Source organism: Nocardioides bruguierae (assembly GCF_023656415.1).
GTDB classification, from domain to species: Bacteria; Actinomycetota; Actinomycetes; order Propionibacteriales; family Nocardioidaceae; genus Nocardioides; species Nocardioides bruguierae.
In genome coordinates, this window is the sequence record NZ_JAMOIL010000039.1 from 12,845 (window position 1) to 28,691 (window position 15,847).

Annotated in this window: 20 protein-coding genes; all 20 read right to left on the minus strand. The window is 73.8% G+C overall.

Annotated elements, in window-relative coordinates:
* Positions 1–65: 65 nt before the first annotated feature.
* Positions 66–947: a flagellar hook-basal body complex protein gene (locus M8330_RS19920; protein WP_250057744.1), complete on the minus strand. Its 882-nt coding sequence runs from the start codon at positions 945–947 to the stop codon at positions 66–68.
* Positions 948–1,002: 55 nt separating this feature from the next.
* Positions 1,003–1,524: a flagellar hook assembly protein FlgD gene (locus M8330_RS19925; protein ID WP_250828761.1), complete on the minus strand. Its 522-nt coding sequence runs from the start codon at positions 1,522–1,524 to the stop codon at positions 1,003–1,005.
* A gap of 13 nt (positions 1,525–1,537) precedes the next feature.
* Positions 1,538–3,250, minus strand: a complete 1,713-nt coding sequence (locus M8330_RS22210; RefSeq protein WP_284704995.1) for a flagellar hook-length control protein FliK — start codon at positions 3,248–3,250, stop codon at positions 1,538–1,540.
* On the minus strand, positions 3,250–4,320 hold the full coding sequence (locus tag M8330_RS19935) for a transglycosylase SLT domain-containing protein (RefSeq protein ID WP_250828762.1): 1,071 nt from the start codon (positions 4,318–4,320) through the stop codon (positions 3,250–3,252). The genes M8330_RS22210 and M8330_RS19935 overlap by 1 nt, the downstream gene beginning before the upstream one ends.
* A complete protein-coding gene (locus tag M8330_RS19940; RefSeq protein WP_250828763.1) occupies positions 4,317–4,799 on the minus strand; it encodes a flagellar FliJ family protein in 483 nt (160 codons plus the stop codon). The genes M8330_RS19935 and M8330_RS19940 overlap by 4 nt, the downstream gene beginning before the upstream one ends.
* Positions 4,796–6,346, minus strand: coding sequence for a FliI/YscN family ATPase (locus M8330_RS19945; protein ID WP_250828764.1), 1,551 nt, complete (start codon positions 6,344–6,346; stop codon positions 4,796–4,798). Before M8330_RS19945 ends, M8330_RS19940 begins: the two co-directional genes overlap by 4 nt.
* Positions 6,343–7,050 (minus strand): FliH/SctL family protein, encoded by a 708-nt coding sequence (locus M8330_RS19950; protein ID WP_250828765.1) that lies wholly within the window; start codon positions 7,048–7,050, stop codon positions 6,343–6,345. Before M8330_RS19950 ends, M8330_RS19945 begins: the two co-directional genes overlap by 4 nt.
* Positions 7,034–8,056, minus strand: a complete 1,023-nt coding sequence (gene fliG, locus M8330_RS19955) for a flagellar motor switch protein FliG (protein ID WP_250828766.1) — start codon at positions 8,054–8,056, stop codon at positions 7,034–7,036. Before fliG ends, M8330_RS19950 begins: the two co-directional genes overlap by 17 nt.
* Positions 8,056–9,639, minus strand: coding sequence for a flagellar basal-body MS-ring/collar protein FliF (fliF, locus tag M8330_RS19960; RefSeq protein ID WP_250828767.1), 1,584 nt, complete (start codon positions 9,637–9,639; stop codon positions 8,056–8,058). The genes fliG and fliF overlap by 1 nt, the downstream gene beginning before the upstream one ends.
* A complete protein-coding gene (fliE, locus tag M8330_RS19965; protein WP_250828768.1) occupies positions 9,639–10,148 on the minus strand; it encodes a flagellar hook-basal body complex protein FliE in 510 nt (169 codons plus the stop codon). The genes fliF and fliE overlap by 1 nt, the downstream gene beginning before the upstream one ends.
* 7 nt (positions 10,149–10,155) lie before the next feature.
* Positions 10,156–10,545: a flagellar basal body rod protein FlgC gene (locus tag M8330_RS19970; RefSeq protein WP_250057755.1), complete on the minus strand. Its 390-nt coding sequence runs from the start codon at positions 10,543–10,545 to the stop codon at positions 10,156–10,158.
* Entirely contained in the window at positions 10,545–10,928 is a 384-nt protein-coding gene (gene flgB / locus M8330_RS19975; protein ID WP_250057757.1) for a flagellar basal body rod protein FlgB, read from the minus strand. Before flgB ends, M8330_RS19970 begins: the two co-directional genes overlap by 1 nt.
* A gap of 272 nt (positions 10,929–11,200) precedes the next feature.
* On the minus strand, positions 11,201–11,701 hold the full coding sequence (locus M8330_RS19980) for a hypothetical protein (RefSeq protein ID WP_250057758.1): 501 nt from the start codon (positions 11,699–11,701) through the stop codon (positions 11,201–11,203).
* Positions 11,698–12,069 carry a response regulator gene (locus M8330_RS19985; RefSeq protein WP_250057759.1) on the minus strand — a complete coding sequence of 124 codons (372 nt, stop codon included), beginning with the start codon at positions 12,067–12,069 and terminating at the stop codon, positions 11,698–11,700. Before M8330_RS19985 ends, M8330_RS19980 begins: the two co-directional genes overlap by 4 nt.
* A 13-nt stretch (positions 12,070–12,082) precedes the next feature.
* Entirely contained in the window at positions 12,083–12,562 is a 480-nt protein-coding gene (locus M8330_RS19990; RefSeq protein ID WP_250057761.1) for a chemotaxis protein CheX, read from the minus strand.
* Positions 12,559–12,942 (minus strand): response regulator, encoded by a 384-nt coding sequence (locus M8330_RS19995; RefSeq protein ID WP_250057762.1) that lies wholly within the window; start codon positions 12,940–12,942, stop codon positions 12,559–12,561. Before M8330_RS19995 ends, M8330_RS19990 begins: the two co-directional genes overlap by 4 nt.
* Before the next feature lie 191 nt (positions 12,943–13,133).
* The gene (locus M8330_RS20000) at positions 13,134–13,499 is read right to left on the minus strand and encodes a hypothetical protein (RefSeq protein ID WP_250057763.1); all 366 of its coding nucleotides are present in this window, start codon (positions 13,497–13,499) and stop codon (positions 13,134–13,136) included.
* 4 nt (positions 13,500–13,503) lie between these two features.
* Positions 13,504–13,917: a flagellar export chaperone FliS gene (gene fliS / locus M8330_RS20005; protein WP_250057764.1), complete on the minus strand. Its 414-nt coding sequence runs from the start codon at positions 13,915–13,917 to the stop codon at positions 13,504–13,506.
* Positions 13,918–13,968: 51 nt separating this feature from the next.
* Positions 13,969–15,303, minus strand: a complete 1,335-nt coding sequence (fliD, locus tag M8330_RS20010; protein WP_250828769.1) for a flagellar filament capping protein FliD — start codon at positions 15,301–15,303, stop codon at positions 13,969–13,971.
* A 304-nt stretch (positions 15,304–15,607) separates the two neighbouring features.
* A partial coding sequence (locus M8330_RS20015) for a flagellin (protein WP_284704996.1) occupies positions 15,608–15,847 on the minus strand: 240 nt, incomplete at its 5' end.

Consider the following 15,847-nt stretch of genomic DNA (forward strand, 5'->3'; position numbering starts at 1 on the left):
GGGGAGCGTGCAGGAGGGGACGCCCCGACGTGGTCGGTGCGCCCCCTCCCTGGGACGGGTCAGCGTCAGCGCTTGATGTTGACGAGCTCCTCGAGCACCGAGTCCGAGGTCGTGATGACCCGGCTCGAGGCCTGGAAGCCGCGCTGGGCGAGGATCAGGTTGGTGAACTCGCTGGCCAGGTCGACGTTCGACATCTCCAGCGCGCCGCCGATGATGGTGCCGGCGCCGTCGGAGCCGGGGGTGCCCAGGATCGGGGCGCCGGAGTTCGCCGACTCGATGAAGGAGGTCTCGCCGACCTTCTCCAGGCCCATCGGGTTGTTGAACTGCGCCACGCTGAGGCGGGCGATGTCGCGCTGCACGCCGTCGGAGTAGACGCCGCGCAGGGTGCCGTCGGCGCCGAAGTTGAACGAGGTGAGCGACGGCAGGTCGCCGGTGATCGGGTCGGGCACGGCCGGCGGGTCCAGCAGGCTCGGGTCCGAGGTCAGGACGACGGGGCCCGCGACGGTGTCGAAGTCGCCGGCCACCGGGTCCCACGCGAAGCCCTGGACGCGGGCGCCGGTGGGCGTGGTCAGGGTGCCGGTCTCGTCGAAGCTGAAGGAGCCGGCGCGGGTGTACTGGTTGATGCCGTTCTTCTCGGTGACGAAGAAGCCGTCACCCTGGAGCATCAGGTCGGTCGCGCGGCCGGTCATCTGGGCCGAGCCCTGGCCGAGGTTGGTCTGCGTGGCGGCGACCTGCACGCCCAGGCCGACCTGGACGGGGTTCGTGCCGCCCTGGACGACGTTGGAGACGGTCGCGCCGGAGAGCATCTGGGAGAGCGTGTCGCTGAACACCGTGGTGCTCGCCTTGTAGCCGATGGTGTTGGCGTTGGAGATGTTCGAGCCGGTGACGTCGAGCATCACCTGGTTGACGTGCAGGCCGGAGATGCCGGAGAAGAGCGAGCGCAGCATGGGCGGGGTTCCTTGCCTCGAGGGTGCGTGGGGTGGGGACGGTGCGGGGGGAGGATCAGCCGGAGACGGCGTCGGTGCCGGCGTCGGTGCCGGTCTCGGTGCCGGTCTCGGGGGCGGGTGCCGTTGCGGCCGGTGCGGCCGGTGCGGCCGGGGAGGGAGCCGTGACGTTCGAGACGGCGCTGAGCGGCACGCTGGTGCCGTCCACGTCGAGCGTGGGGCCGGTGACGTCGAAGTTGACGCTCCCGACCAGGCCGGTCACGGCGTTGCCGTCCGGGCCGACGTAGGTGACCTGGCGACCCACGAGCCCGCTGGCGCCGAACGCCATCTGGGCCCCGAGCACCTGCGAGGTCAGCTCCGCGACCTGCTGCATCGCCTCGAGCGCGCTGAACTGCGCGTTCTGGGCCATGAAGTCGGCGGTGTCGGCCGGGTTCATGGGGTCCTGGTAGCGCAGCTGGGCGACCATGAGGTTGAGGAACATCTCCTTGTCCTCAGCGGTCGAGGCGGTCGTCGTCGACGAGTCGGCGGCGAGACCTGCCCAGGCGCTGGCTCCGAGTCCCTCGGTTGCCGAGACGGACACGGGTCCTCCCTTCTCAGACCCGCACGTCGAGCCGCAGCGGGCCGGACGACGGGTGGTCTGCCGGAGCGGTGGTCGCTCCGGTGGTGTCGCCGTCCCTGGCGATCGTGGCGGCCCGCGTCCCTGCAGGCTCGGAGTGGCCCGCGGCGTCGTGCCGCGGGTCGGAGGGCGAGCGACCCTGGTCGCTCACGTCTGTCATCGGCCGGTCGCCCTGCTGGTTGAGGTCCTGGGAGGCACCGTTTCGACCGTCCTGCTGACCCGCCTGCTGGCCGTCCTGGCGCTGCTGCCAGGAGGAGGAGGTGGAGGTCGAGCCGTCGGCGTCCTGCACGGTCACCCGGGCGTCGGCCAGGGTGGGCAGCGCACGCTCCAGCGCACGGAACAGCTCGCTGCTGCCGTCGTGCAGGGCGGCTCTGGCCTGCGCGTTCTCCGCGGCGAGGCGCACGTGCACCTCGCCGTCGCTCAGCGTCAGCGTCACGCGGACCTGGCCCAGCTGCTCCGGCGCCAGGCGCATGACCACCCGGTGCGTGCCGGGGCCGGCCTGCGCGAGGCGGGTGACCTCGGGGGCGAGCTGGGCCGCCGGGGTGGCACGCGGGGCGTCGGCCGGTGCGGCCGGCGCCGGTGAGCCGGTGGCCGTCGCGGCACCCGGTGCCTGGACGCCGGCGGCGCCGCCGTCCTGGGGCCCGACCGCGGCCGGGGTCGACGTGGCGGGGGTGGCCGCCGGTGCTGCGGCGACGGGCAGGTCGTGGACGAGCCCCTCGGGCCCCCGGTCGGTCCGGTCACCCGGGTCCGCGCCGGGCACGGTGCCGGGCGCGGTGCCGGGCGCGGTGCTGAGCGGGGTGACCGGTGTGAGCGCGGTGCCGGGCGTGGCGAGGCGGGCGCGGCCGTCGATGCGGGCGGTGAGCGGGTTGCGGGGGAGGCGGGTGTCCTCGAGCAGGTGACCAGCGACCGGGCGCGGGAGCGCTGCGGCACCGGCAGCACCGGCCTCCGCACCGGCCTGCGCGCCGGCGCCACCGGCGAGGGTGCTCGCAGCCGGGACTGCCGGCCCGGAGGAGCCGTCCGACGGGAGGGCGTCGACCTCGGGACCGGCTCCGGGAGCAGTGGTGAGCGGACCGGCGGCGAGGGCGTCCGAGCCGGTCGAGCGGAGCCCGACCACGGCAGCGTCGGCGGTGCCAGGGACCGCCACGGCGGGCCCCGAGCCGGCGCCGAGGGGCGTCTGTCCGTACGCACCGGTCGGACCGGTGGTGACAGCCTCTCCGCTGGTCACGATGCTGCCGAGGGGAGAGGGGCCGGCGACCGCCGCCGCCGAGAGGTCCGTACCGGTCCGTACGGTCAGGTCGGTGATGGAGAGGTCTCCGGTCTGCGCGGCGCCCTCCCCGACCGGGAGCGGCAGACCGCCCGACAGCATCGGTGCGACGGCCGGGTCGGGGGCAGGCGCCGGGGCGGAGGACGCGGCCACGGCGGCCGCGAGCACCGGCTGCCCCTCGGACGTCGAGGAGGTCGAGGCGTCGGTGCCGCGAGCGGCGGGCTCGCCGGCGGCGCGGCCCGACGTGCGGGGGCCGCGGCCCGTGGTGCGGCCGGTGCCGGAGGGCGAGCCCTCCTCGGCGACGGCGCGGGAGAGCTCCTCACCGAAGGCTCCGGCGTCGTCCGGCCCCGTACCGGTCAGGTCGGCGCGGCCGGGGCGCACGGGGAGGGGAGCGACGGCGGTCGGGTCGATCGTGGCGCGGCTCATCAGGCGGCCTCCATCCAGGACATGATCTTCTGCACGTAGCCCTGCGTCTCCGGGTACGGGGGCACCCCGCCGTAGCGGAGGACCGCGCCCGGCCCGGCGTTGTAGCCGGCGAGGGCCAGCTCAGTGCGGCCGTCGAAGCGGTCCAGCAGCTCGCGCATGAGGCGGGCCGCGCCGTCCACGGCCTGCGCCGGGTCGAAGGAGTCGGTGACCCCGAGGCTGCGCGCGGTCGCCGGCATGAGCTGCATGAGCCCCTGCGCACCGGCCGGGCTGACGGCCCGCGGGGCGTAGGAGCTCTCGGCGCGCGCGATGGCGGAGAGGAGGCCGGCGTCCACGCCGTAGCGCTGCTCGGCCACGGCGAAGAGCCGCTCGAAGGCGACCGGACCGCCGGCGGAGGCGGCGGCAGCGGGCACCGCGCCGGCGGCGGAGGTGCGCGCGACGGGTGAGGTCTCCGGCAGGACCCGGCGGATGTAGTCCGGCGGGGTGGAGACGTCCTCGATCTTGATCACGCTGCCCGTGTACGGCGCGTGCAGCATCTTGCCGTTGCCCAGGTAGATCGCGATGTGGTCGGCGCCGTTGTTGCGGCTGGAGTTGTCCCAGGCGATGAGGTCGCCGGGGCGGGCCTCGGCCATCGAGCCGACGGCCGTGCCGGAGCGTGCCTGGTCGGCGGAGACGCGCGGGAGGTCGATGCCGACGGAGCCGTAGACGTGCTGGACGAGGCCCGAGCAGTCCATGCCGCCGTCGGAGGGGGAGTCGCCGCCCCACACGTAGGGCATGCCGAGGTAGGACTTCGCCTTCTCGATGACGCTCGCCGCGAGGTCGGAGGTGCCGCCGCCGTTCGTGGACGCGGCGGCCGCGGTGGTGGCCGCCGGGCCGCGGGCGCCCGCGGAGGCACCGGACTGCGACGTGGCGACGGCGGACGTGGCCCGCTGGAGGGCCTGCGCGAAGTCGGCGGCCTCGACGGCGCCGGCGTTGCCGAGCACGCCACCGGCGCTCGCGGGGCCGACGGGGGCCATCGCCGCGAGCTGGGACTGGATCACCGCGATGCGCGCGGTCACGTTGTCGATGCTCATGCGCCCACCTGATCGGCAGGTCGGCCGCCGTCCTGAGCGTGGTGGGCTGCGCGCGAGCGGCGCAGCCAGCCCACGGAGGCGACCTCGTCGGTCACCGCGTCGGCGGCGCGGACGGCCTCGGCCCGGCGCTCGTCCGCACGCCGCTCCATCAGGCCCTCGACCGCACCGAGGCGCGCCTTGTCGGAGGTCCAGTAGGACTGGGCGTCGGTGGCCACCAGGGTGGCGGACTCGGCCCGCCGGCGGGCGTCCGAGGCGGCCTCGCGGAGCACGGCGAGGGACTGGCACAGCACCACGAAGCGGCCCATGTCCCCGTCCAGCTGGCGGCCGTGGACCTGCAGCGACTGCTCCAGGCGGGCGACCTCGGCCTCGCGCTCGCGGACCTCTGCCAGCGCCTTCACCAGGCCGAGGCGGGAGTCGCGCTCGCGCACCGCGCGGACGCGGGCGACGGCGGCCAGGCCGGGATCGGTGGGACGGCTCATCGGAGGACCTCGTTCGGGCGGGGCTGGGCGGCAGGGACGGCCGGGACGGAAGGGGCGGCACCGGCGGCGGCGAAGGACGGCGCCGGCGCGGACGGACCGCCGCCGAGCGCGGCCGGCGGCCGGCCCGACGGCCCGGCACCGACGGGCGTCGGGGCGCCGGGGGTGGCGACGAGCCGCTCGAGGCGGGCCCAGGTCTCGGGCAGCGAGGTCTGGTCGTCCATGTCCTGGCGCAGGAAGGACTCGATCTGGTCCTTGCGGGCCAGGGCGGCGTCGGCGTCGGGGTCGGTGCCCGCGACGTAGGCGCCGATCTCGACGAGTTCCTTGACGTCGCGGTGGGCGGCCATCATCCGGCGCAGGCGGGTGGCGGCCCCACGCTGCTCGGGCGTGGTCACCGCACTGTTCACGCGGGAGATCGACTCCAGCACGTCGACGGCCGGGAAGTGGCCGGCGGTGGCCAGGCGGCGGGTGAGCACGACGTGGCCGTCGAGGATCGAGCGGGCGGTGTCACCGATCGGGTCCTGCATGTCGTCGCCCTCGACCAGCACCGTGTACAGGCCGGTGATCGAGCCGCGGGGGTTGGTGCCGGCACGCTCGAGCAGCTTCGGCAGGAGGCCGAAGACGCTGGGCGGGTAGCCGCGGGTGGCGGGCGGCTCGCCGGCCGAGAGGCCGATCTCGCGCTGGGCCATGGCGACGCGGGTCAGCGAGTCCATCATCAGGACGACGTCCTTGCCGGCGTCCCGGAACCACTCGGCGATCCGGGTGGCGGTGAAGGCCGCGCGCAGGCGCTCGACAGCGGGGGCGTCGGAGGTGGCGACGACGACCACGGAGCGGGCGAGACCCTCGGGCCCGAGGTCGTTCTCGAGGAACTCCCGGACCTCGCGGCCGCGCTCGCCGATCAGGGCGATCACGGAGACCTCGGCCTCGGTGCCGCGGGCGATCATCGAGAGCAGGCTCGACTTGCCGACGCCGGAGCCGGCCATGATGCCGACGCGCTGGCCGCGGCCGGCGGGCACGAGGGAGTCCAGCGCCCGCACGCCGAGGCCGAGCGGGGTGTCGATGCGGGGGCGGGTGAAGGCGTCGGGGGCGTCGGCGTCGACGCCCACCAGCTCCAGGCCGGGCAGGGAGGCGAGCGGGGCGCCGCCGTCGACCGGGTTGCCCAGGCCGTCCAGGACGCGGCCGCGCAGCGCCTCGCCGACGCGGATGCGCAGCGGGCCGCCGGTGTTGCGCACGTGGGCGCCGACCTCGATGCCGGCGGTGCGACCCAGCGGCAGGCAGGTGAGGTCCTCGGTGGTGGAGCCGACGACCTCGAGCAGCACCGGCACCGCACCGAGCACCTCGAGCAGGTCGCCGACGGCGGCGCGGATGCCGCTGACCCGCAGGTGCAGGCCCAGCAGCTCGACGACGCGGCCGAGCTCGTCGGGGCGGGCGGCGGCCAGGGCGGCGGCGCGGGCGCGCTCGAGGGCGGTCGCGCGCACGGCGTTGAGCTGCACGGCGGCCGCGGCGGTGGCGGCGCGCCCGGCCAGGACCTCGGTGCTGAAGCGGCTCACGACAGGGCCTCACGGATGCGCTCGAGGGCGGTGGAGATGCGCAGGTCGATCACCTGGCGCGGCGACTCGACCAGGGCGTCGCCGGGGGCGAGCGCGTGGTCCTCGGTGACCCCGACGCCGGCCTCGGCCAGCAGCGCCCGGTGCTCGGGGGCCAGCTGGCCGGGGGCCAGGCGCAGGGTGACGGGGGAGCCGACGGGCTGGAGGGTGAGGGCCCGGCGGACCAGGTCGCCGGTGGGGTCCTCGGCCACCGCCAGCTCGTGGCCGACCAGCAGGGCGGTGAGCTCGTGGGCGAGGCCGAGGGACTGCTCCTCGACCTGGACGACCCGGGCGGCGAGCTCCTCGTCCAGACGGCGGGCCGCCGCGGCGAGGGCCAGGACGGCGGAGCGGTGCTCGGCCGCGCGACGCTGCTCCGCCTCGTCCGCCGCCTGGGCCAGCTCGGCGACGACGCGCTGGTGCTCCGCGGCGGCGGCACGGCGGCCCTCGCCCCAGCCGATGGCGTAGCCCTGCGCGCGGGCGGCCTCGCGGACGTCGCCCGCGAGGCTGCCGAGGATGTCCTCGGCAACCCGGTCGCCCAGGGCGGCCTCGTCGGTGAAGCGGGTCCACTCGCCCGAGCGGAGCTCGGGGGTGCGCAGGGCGTCCGCCCCGGCCGCGCCCGCACCGCGCAGGACGCGGTGGTAGCCGGCCGGCTCAGTCGACGAAGTCATTGTCGTTGCCCCGACGGATCATGATCTCGCCGCGCTCCTCGAGCTGGCGGATCGTGCGGATGACGGCCTGCTGGGCCTCCTCGACCTGGGCCAGGCGGACCGGGCCGAGCATGTCGATCTCCTCGACGAGGTTCTCGGCGGCCCGGGAGGACAGGTTGCGGGTGATCTTGTCGCGCACCTTGTCGGCCACGCCCTTGAGCGCGAGGGCCAGCGAGGCGGACTCGACCTGGCGCAGCACCTGCTGCACGGCGCGGTCGTCGAGGGAGGTGATGTCCTCGAACATGAACATCCGCGCCTTGACCTGGTCGGCGAGCTCGGGGTCGATGCCCTCGAGGCCGGCGATGATCTCGCGCTCGGTGGCACGGTCGGCGGAGTTGATGATGCTGACCAGCGGGTCGAGGCCGCCCACGCGGGAGAGGTCCTGGGGCTGGAGCATCGAGGAGAGCCGGCGCTCGAGCTGGGACTCCACGGAGCGGACGATGTCGGGCGAGGTCTGGTCCATCACCGCGATGCGGTGGGCGACCTCGGCCTGGACGGCGCTGGGCAGGCCGGAGAGCAGCAGCGAGGCCTTGTCCGGCGTCATGTGCGCCAGCACCAGCGCGATCACCTGGGGGTGCTCGTCGGCGATGAAGGAGCGCAGCTGCGCGGGGTCGGCCTGGTGCAGGAACTGGAACGGCATCTTCACCGCGGCCGCCTGGAGGCGGGCGATGATCTCCGCCGCCCGCTCGGGGCCCAGGGTGGCCTCGAGCATCTGCTGGGCGAAGCCGAAGCCGCCGCGGGAGATGTGCTCGCGCGCCGTCATGGTCTCGCGGAACTCGGTGGCCACGGCCATCGACTCCTCGGGACCCACGGCCTCGAGCATCGCGATCTCGGCGCTGATCGCCTCGACCTCGTGCTCGTCGAGCTTGCTGAGCAGGCCGGCGGCCTGGCCCTTGGGCAGCTGGAGCAGGAGGACGGCGGCCTTGCGGACGCCGCCGATGACGGGGGCCTTCATCGTGGTGGCCATCAGGCGCTCTTCTCCGCGAGCCAGCCGCGCAGGAGGTCCGCGACCTCGTCGGGCTGGCGGTCGATGATCTGCACGAGCTCCTCGCGCATCAGGTCGGTCTCGTTCTCCTCCGGCTCCGCCGCGGCCAGCTCGGCCGGCGCGGCCGCCGCGAGCGCCTGGCGCTCGGCGGTGACCTGCTCGACGATCATGGTCGCCCGCTGCTCGCGCTTCTTCGCGCGGCGGCGGGCCTGGAACCAGGCGAGCAGCAGCATCAGGAGGACGGCGCCGCCGAGGGCGGCCTTCTGGTAGAGGTCCTGCCGGCCGGCGGCGGCCTCGGCGTCGGCGGCGGCGGCCAGCTCGGCGGCGGCCGCGTCGGCGGCGGTGCGGTCGAAGGGCATCTGGACGACCGAGACGGTGTCGCCGCGGCGGGCGTTGATGCCCACCGTGCTGGTCACGAGGTTCTCGATGTCGGCCGCGGCGATGGCCTGCGTGGTCGCGGAGTCGAGGACGACGCCGACGTGCAGCGTCTCGATCGCGCCGGGGGTGGACTCCACCGTGGAGCGGACGGTGTCCACGCCGTTGGTGCGCGAGCTGGAGGAGCTGTTGTAGTCCGAGGCGCCGTTGGCGCCGGTCGTGCCGACCTCGGTCTGCCCGTCGGTGCCCACGACCCCGTTGGTGGCGGTGCCGGTGCCGTCCGCGGAGGTGTAGGTCTCCTGCTGGGCGGACTCCGTGAGCGCCGGCACGACCTCGTCGGGCTGGTAGTCGAGGGTCTCGGTGGTCTGCTTGTCGAAGTCGAGGGTGGCGGTGACCTGGACGGTCGCGTTGCCGGGGCCGACGACCTGGTCGAGCATCGCCTGGAGCTTGGTGTGCATGGCCTCCTGGACGGCGGCCTCCTGCTGGGTCCGGGCGCTGGCGTCCGAGGCGGCCGAGCCGCCGGGGGCCGAGAGCACCTTGCCGGTGGCGTCGGCGACGGTCACGTCGTCCGGCTCGAGGCCGTCGACGCTGGAGGCGACCAGGTGCACGATCGCCTGGACCTGCTCGGCCGACAGGGTGCGTCCCGGCGAGGTGCCGACGAGCACGGACGCGGTCGTCGGGTCCTGCTCGGAGGTGAAGACGTCCTTCTGCGGGATGGCCAGGTGGACGACGGCGGTGTTGACGCCGTCGATCGCCTCGATCGTGTTGTCGAGCTCGCCCTCCATGGCCCGCTTGAAGTCGGTCTGCTCCTGGAACTCGGAGGTGGAGATGCCCTGGTCGTCGAGGATCGAGTAGCCGCCGGCCTCGGTGTCGGCCGGGAGGCCCTGACCGGAGAGACGGATGCGGGTCGGGTAGACCGCGTCCTGCGGGACCATGATCGTGGTGCCGCCGTCGGCCAGCTCGTAGGCGGTGCCGGAGGCGTCCAGCTCCTCCACGACCGCCGCGGCGTCCTCGGAGGAGAGGTTGGAGTACAGCGGGGCGTAGGTCGGGGCCGAGGCCCACTGGAAGACCAGGAAGCCCGCCAGCAGCACCGCGGCGCCGCCCACCACCACGACGGCCTTCTGGCCGGCGGTGAAGGAGCCGAAGGTCGCGCGGAACCGGTTGAAGTACTTCGTCGTCGTCTCGCGCATCAGATCGGCATCCGCATGATCTCGGTGAACGCCTCGACCGCCTTGTTGCGGACGGCGACGGTGACCTGGGTGGCGACGCTGGCCTGGGTGGCAGCGATCGTGTAGTCGTGCAGGTTCTCCAGGTCGCCGGTGGCGGCCTGGACGGCGAGCTGGTCGGCGGTCTTCTGCAGGCCGTCGAGGGAGTCGATGCTGCCGAGGACCATGGAGCCGAAGTCGCCGGACGCCGCGCCGGCGCCGGAGACGCTCGAGACGCCGGAGACACCGGCGGCGCCGGTCGCGCCGGAGGTGGCCGAGCCGAGGCTGCCGAGCCCGGCCGGCTGGGCGAGGGCTGCGCCCGAGAGGCCCATCTCGCCCAGGAGGGCGGCGATGCCGCCGGCGCCCGAGGTGGAGGAGGCCGAGGACCCGGTGCCCAGGTCGGTGACCGTGCCGAGCATCTCGGTGGGGACGCTGGGCGGGAGGTAGGGGGTGAACTGGGTCGCCCCGATCGCTTCGATGCCGCTGACGCTCATGGTCCGCTCACTTCCCGATCTGGATGGCGGTGCCGTAGGTGTCCTGGGCGTACTTGGTGACCTGGGCGGAGGCCTGGAAGCCACGCTGCGCCATGATCAGCTCGCTCATCTGGGACTCCATGTCCATGTCCGGGGCGCGCACGTACCCGTCGGCGTCGGCCAGCGGGTGGTCGGGCATGTGGACGAGGCGGCCCTCCGCGGAGCTCAGCGCGATGCCGGTGACCTGCACGCCGCCGTCCTCGCGGGCGCCGGCGGTGAGCAGCTGCGCCTGGAACGCGGCCTCGTCGGTCGAGGTGATGTCGTTGACGTTGGCGATGTTGTGGCCGAGCGCGTCGAGCCAGGTCTGGTGCATGCCCAGGCCGGAGCCGGCGATGCGCAGCGCGTCGAAGGCACCCATCACTGACCAGCCGCCACGGTCGAGACCAGCGAGAACCGGTCGGTGACCGCGCGGGCCACGACCTGGTAGGTGAACTGGCTCTGCATCGCGTCGAGCGACTCCTTGCGGAGGTCGACGTTGTTGCCGTTGATCCCGACCGGGGTCTGGGTGGCGGCGGTGATGGGGGAGGCACCACGCAGGCGCAGGCCGAGGGAGTCGGTCGAACCACCGGAGATGGCGCCGGACAGGACGCTCTCGAAGTCCACCGACGTGGCCCGGAACCCGGGGGTGTCGATGTTGGCGAGGTTGTCGGCGATCGTGTTCTGCCGGTTGCTCAGGCCGTCGAGGGCGTAGCCCAGGACGGCCGAGACGGGGCTCGCCATCGCGAAGGCGGGGACGGACACGGTGACTCCTTCTCCAGGGGTCGTGTGCTCCAGCTGGCGCTGGGCGCGTGGTGCCGGTCCGTCGGCGGGGGTGTGAGCCGTCCTTGCTCGCGGGTCTGATCGGCCCTGGCCCCGGGCGCCTGAGCGGCGGTGGGCGGGCTTGTCCGGAACTTGAGCCTGGCCGCTCGGAGATCCGGAGCGCGTGAGGCCCCCGGAGCGTGTCCGGGGGCCTCACGGCGGTGCGTCCCCTCCGGGGGGGGAGGGGAGTCTCGGGGTGGTGCGGGCTGCTGCGCTCAGCAGAGGACGACGGCGAGCCGGCCGGAGCCGTAGCCGCTGACGTCCACCAGGTAGTCCTCGCGTCGGCCGAGGATCTGCGTGCGGGCGCGGGCCTCGTGCGGGAGGGGCTGGCCCGAGCAGTGCGCCTGGTAGAGCTTCACGTGGGCGGTCTCCTCGGTGTTGAAGAGCGAGGCCATCACGTTGAAGACCTCCTGGAGGCCCTCCGCGGTGGAGTCCGGCAGCGCGCCGTCCTCGATCGCGGCCTCCGCGCCGCTGGCCGGCACGAGCGAGAGCGCCGAGCCCAGGTGCGCCGAGAGCGGCAGGTCGAGCGCGACGACCGCGCGCACGACCAGCCGGTCGTCGACGAAGGAGGCCACCGACGCGGGGTAGCTCGGGCTCACCGCGAACGGCGGGCCGGGCTTGAGCTCGACCGCCCGGTCGAGCAGGTCGGTGAACAGGTCCTTGACCTGCTTGGGCTCGGGCAGGTGCGTGGGCAGCGCCAGACCGGTCGCGGTCATCGCGCCGCACCGAGGAGCGGCGTGAGCACCTCGTCGAAGGTCTCCGCGGTGAAGGGCTTGGCGACGAGGAAGGACGCGCCGGCCGCCTCGGCCTGCTCGCGCATGGCCGGCGAGCCCTCGGAGGTGACGAAGCCGAACGGGACGCCGATGCCGGCGCCACGCAGCGCGCCGAGCAGGTCGATGCCGGTCATCTCGGGCATGTTCCAGTCCGAGAGCACGAGGTCGGGCGCCTCGGCGGTGATCATGTCGAAGGCCATGCGGCCGTTCTCGGCCTCGACGATGTCGTGGCCGGCGTGGCCCGACTGGCGGAGGGTGCGGATGACGATCTGCCGCATCACGCGGCTGTCGTCGACGACGAGGATCTTCATGGGGAGGCTCCGGTCAGGTGGCGGTGGCGGTGGAGGAGCTGCCCTGCGACGGCACGTGGACGACCACCACGACCGGCTCGCCGCGCCACGCCAGGTCGAGGCGTCGCACGGGGGTCAGGTCGCTGGTGGGGGTGATGTCGCCGTGGCCGACCAGCGGCAGGGACAGGACGGAGGGGCCGGGCATCAGGCTCTTGACGTTGCCGCCGACGATGTTGACGAGCTCGCCGAGGGCGTCACGGACGTCGGCGAGGGAGCACGCCTCGTCGTCGATGGCCAGCATGGTGGCGCCGACGCCGCGCGCAGCGGCCTCGGACAGGATCACCGAGATCTGGGCCTCCCACTCACCGGTGACGGTGATGGCGGCGGTCCAGTGCAGGTCCTCGCTGGGACCGTCGGCGGGGAGGATCGGGTTGCCGTCCGCGAGGAAGGTCGACCAGACCTCCTCCACGACGGTGTGCAGGTCGCCCAGGGCGGGCTCGGCCACGACGGTCATGCCGGGATCTCCTGTGCGGCGAGGCCGAGGAGCTCGAGCTTCTCGACGATCGAGTCAGGGGTGAAGGGCTTGATCAGGTACTCGTGCGCGCCGGCGGCGAGCGCGCGCACGATCTGGCTGTGCTCGCTCTCGGTGGTGACCATCATCAGCGTCACGTTGCGCCAGCGGGGCTCGTTGCGGACCCGGGTGACGAACGTGTAGCCGTCCATCAGCGGCATGTTCCAGTCGATCAGGCAGATGTCCGGCACCAGACCGCCCTCGAGGACGTCCAGGGCCTCCTGGCCGTTCTCCGCCTCGGTGGTCTCGAAGCCGAGCTCGGTGACGATACGGGCGATGATCGCGCGCATCGTGCGTGAGTCGTCGATGATCAGGGCGTGCACGTCGGGCTCCGTTCTGGAGAGGGATGCGGGCTCCGCCGGTTGGATCGGCGGGCTCGTGGGGGTACTTGAGGGAAGTGCTGGACCTGGATCAGCCGGTCGGGCCAGCGGTCCAGCGGGGCCGGCCCCAGTGGGTCGTGGTGCCGGTCGTGCGGGGGTCGTGCGGGGGTCCTGCGGGGGTCGTGCGACCGGCCTCAGAGGGCCCGGTCGACGTAGACGGGGTCCACGCCGCGGCCCGAGAGCCGGCTGACCGTGTCGGCCAGCGTGTGCTCGCGGTGCACCTGGTGGAGGCGGTCGGTGAGCCGTGCGCTCGCCTGCGCCTGCCGGTGCAGGAGCTGCTCGGCACGGGGACGCAGGGGCTCGGGCAGCGCGCCGAGGTGCGGCTCGGGGCGCCACGGCTCCAGCTCCGGCATCCGGCCCCGTGCGACGGCGGACTCGACGCGCAGCACGTCGAGCTCGAGCCGGTCGAGGGTGACCTGCCACGCCATGAGGAGCTCCATCACGTCGAGGTCCGGGTCGGGCCCGGGAACGGGGCCGGGGGCGGCTCGGGGGTCGGTCACGACCTCACGCGGCCTGCGCGGCGGCGAGGGCCGCCTGGCGCCAGGTGGCGCAGAGGTCCTCGACCAGCGCGAGGCAGCCGCGGGTGAGCTCCGCGTCCTTCTTGACGTTGGCGCGGATCAGCTGGAGGTGCAGGAAGTCGTAGATGGAGGCCAGCGCCGGTCCGCCCTCCCACGCGTCGGTGTCGAGGCTGGAGCGCAGCTCGAGGACGATCTCCTGGGCGTGCACGAGGTGCTGGTGCGCCTCGCCGACCCGGTGCTGCTCCTGGGCCTCGAGGCCGCGACGCACGTCGAGCACGAGCCGCTCGTAGAGCATGATGAGCAGCTGTGCCGGGCTCGCGGTCGCCACCGAGTTGCCCAGGTAGGCGGCGCGGGCGTCGGCGCGGGGGCCGGGGTTGGAGTACCCGGGGTTGGAGTACATCGTGGGTGTCCCTTCTGCTGGACCGACCGGTCAGGTACCTGATCGGCCGCGTCAGGCGCTGTATGAGGGCAGCGACGCGAGCTGGCTGGAGAGCCACGAGGACTGGCTCTGCATCTGGGCCAGCGCGGTCTCCAGCGCGTTGAACTGGTTCTGGAGGGTGGTGCGGCGCAGCTCGAGCCGGGTGTCCCAGTTGTCCACGTCGTCCTGGAGCCGGCTGATGCCCGACTGGCGGCTCTCGATCGCGGTGGTCAGCGAACCGGTGTACTTGTCGCTGGCCGCGTCGGCCACGACCCGGACGCGCTCGGCGAAGCCGTTGCCGCCGGAGGTGATGCGGGCGGAGACGCCCTCGGGGTCGGCCTCGTAGGCGGCGGCGAACGCCTCCTCGTCGAAGACGAGCTTGCCGTAGCGGTCGGTCTGGATGCCCATGTCGGCGAGGCTGGTGCCGTCGCCGGGGAAGACGGTGCTCAGCAGCTGCTGGCGGAGCGCCCGCACCCCCGCGTCCCCGGCGAGGGCTCCGGAGGTCTTGGTGGTGGCGTTGTAGGCCGTTCCGGAGTCGATGTCGGAGACGAGGCTGTTGACCGCGTCGACGAGGCCCTTCATCTGCTCGGAGAGGGCCGGCACGTCGCGCTGGACCAGCACCGTGGCCACGTCGCCGGCGCGGGCGGCGGCGTTGAGGGTGAGGTCGACACCGGGCACCAGCTCGGTGAAGGTGTTGGTGGTGGACGTGGCGGTGATGCCCGCCCCCAGGTCGATCTCGGCGTCGGTGCCGGCGCGGACGACGGCGCCGCCGAGCAGGGCGGAGCCGTCGGCGGCGGTGAGGGCGAAGTCGGACTGGGCGCCGGTCTCGGTGGACTCCACCATCAGGCGGTAGCCCGAGGACGAGGACACGAGCGTGGCCCGCACGCCGGTGGCGTTGGCCGGGTCGTTGAGGGCGTCGACCAGCCCCTGGAGCGTGCCGTCGCCGGTCTCGACCGTCAGCGGTGACCCGTCGAACCGGTCGAGCGTCACCTGCGTGGAGGCGCCGGTGACGACGTCGGTCTTGGCGGCCGCCGTGGCGAAGCCCAGCTGGTGGGTGCGCGCCACGGAGGTGACGGTGACGTCGAGGGACATCGCGCTCGCGGTCGAGGACGCGGTGATGCCGATGTTCTCGTTCGACGAGGTGCCGGTGAGGCCCGTCCAGGCGGCCGGCTTGGCCAGCTCCTCGGCCTTCGTGGTCAGCAGCGCCGCCTTGGAGTTCAGCGACTGGAGCTTGGTGACCACCGACTGCTGGCTGGTGATCCGGTTCTTCAGCTGGGTCTGCGGCAGCGCCTCCAGCTTCATGAACTGCTCGATGATCGAGGCGCTGTCGAGCCCGCTCGCGAGCCCGCTGATGCTGCTGGTGGCCATGGGGCCTCCTAGGAGAGGGGCCGGGTCCTCGCCGGCCTGCCGGGTGGTGACTGGGCGAGGGCGCCGGAGTCGGTGCTGGTGCTGCTGGTGGTGGCGCTGGTGTCGCGTCCGGTGCCGGTGCGGAGGTGTCTCCGGTAGTTCCGCCCACCTCCCGACGACCGGGGTCGACCGGGGGCCGGGAGGGGGACGGGAGTGCCGGGACGGCGCCCGAGGCCGGGACGGGGCTGGTGGCCCCGCCCCGGCGGGTGGTGCTGGTTCAGACCGTGGGTTCAGGCCGTGTCAGGTCCTGGGTTCAGGCCGTGGGTCAGCGCAGGAGGCTGAGGACGTTGTTGGGGGCCTGGTTGGCCTGGGCGAGCATGGAGGTGCCGGCCTGGGAGAGGATCTGGGAGCGGGTGAAGTTCATCATCTCGGCGGCCATGTCGGTGTCGCGGATGCGGGACTCCGAGGCGGAGAGGTTCTCCACGGAGACGTTGAGGTTGTTGACGCGGTGCTCGAACTGGTTCTGCACGGCGCCGAGGGAGGAGCGCTGGGTCGAGACGGCGGT

What these genes read in the sequence shown, in the direction of transcription:
- M8330_RS19920 (WP_250057744.1), bottom strand. Translation starts at nt 947, where the DNA reads ATGCTGCGCTCGCTCTTCTCCGGCATCTCCGGCCTGCACGTCAACCAG.
- M8330_RS22210 (WP_284704995.1), bottom strand. Translation starts at nt 3,250, where the DNA reads ATGAGCCGCGCCACGATCGACCCGACCGCCGTCGCTCCCCTCCCCGTG.
- M8330_RS19935 (WP_250828762.1), bottom strand. Translation starts at nt 4,320, where the DNA reads ATGAGCATCGACAACGTGACCGCGCGCATCGCGGTGATCCAGTCCCAG.
- M8330_RS19940 (WP_250828763.1), bottom strand. Translation starts at nt 4,799, where the DNA reads ATGAGCCGTCCCACCGATCCCGGCCTGGCCGCCGTCGCCCGCGTCCGC.
- M8330_RS19950 (WP_250828765.1), bottom strand. Translation starts at nt 7,050, where the DNA reads ATGACTTCGTCGACTGAGCCGGCCGGCTACCACCGCGTCCTGCGCGGT.
- fliG (WP_250828766.1), bottom strand. Translation starts at nt 8,056, where the DNA reads ATGGCCACCACGATGAAGGCCCCCGTCATCGGCGGCGTCCGCAAGGCC.
- fliF (WP_250828767.1), bottom strand. Translation starts at nt 9,639, where the DNA reads ATGCGCGAGACGACGACGAAGTACTTCAACCGGTTCCGCGCGACCTTC.
- fliE (WP_250828768.1), bottom strand. Translation starts at nt 10,148, where the DNA reads ATGAGCGTCAGCGGCATCGAAGCGATCGGGGCGACCCAGTTCACCCCC.
- M8330_RS19970 (WP_250057755.1), bottom strand. Translation starts at nt 10,545, where the DNA reads ATGGGTGCCTTCGACGCGCTGCGCATCGCCGGCTCCGGCCTGGGCATG.
- M8330_RS19980 (WP_250057758.1), bottom strand. Translation starts at nt 11,701, where the DNA reads ATGACCGCGACCGGTCTGGCGCTGCCCACGCACCTGCCCGAGCCCAAG.
- M8330_RS19985 (WP_250057759.1), bottom strand. Translation starts at nt 12,069, where the DNA reads ATGAAGATCCTCGTCGTCGACGACAGCCGCGTGATGCGGCAGATCGTC.
- M8330_RS19990 (WP_250057761.1), bottom strand. Translation starts at nt 12,562, where the DNA reads ATGACCGTCGTGGCCGAGCCCGCCCTGGGCGACCTGCACACCGTCGTG.
- fliS (WP_250057764.1), bottom strand. Translation starts at nt 13,917, where the DNA reads ATGTACTCCAACCCCGGGTACTCCAACCCCGGCCCCCGCGCCGACGCC.
- fliD (WP_250828769.1), bottom strand. Translation starts at nt 15,303, where the DNA reads ATGGCCACCAGCAGCATCAGCGGGCTCGCGAGCGGGCTCGACAGCGCC.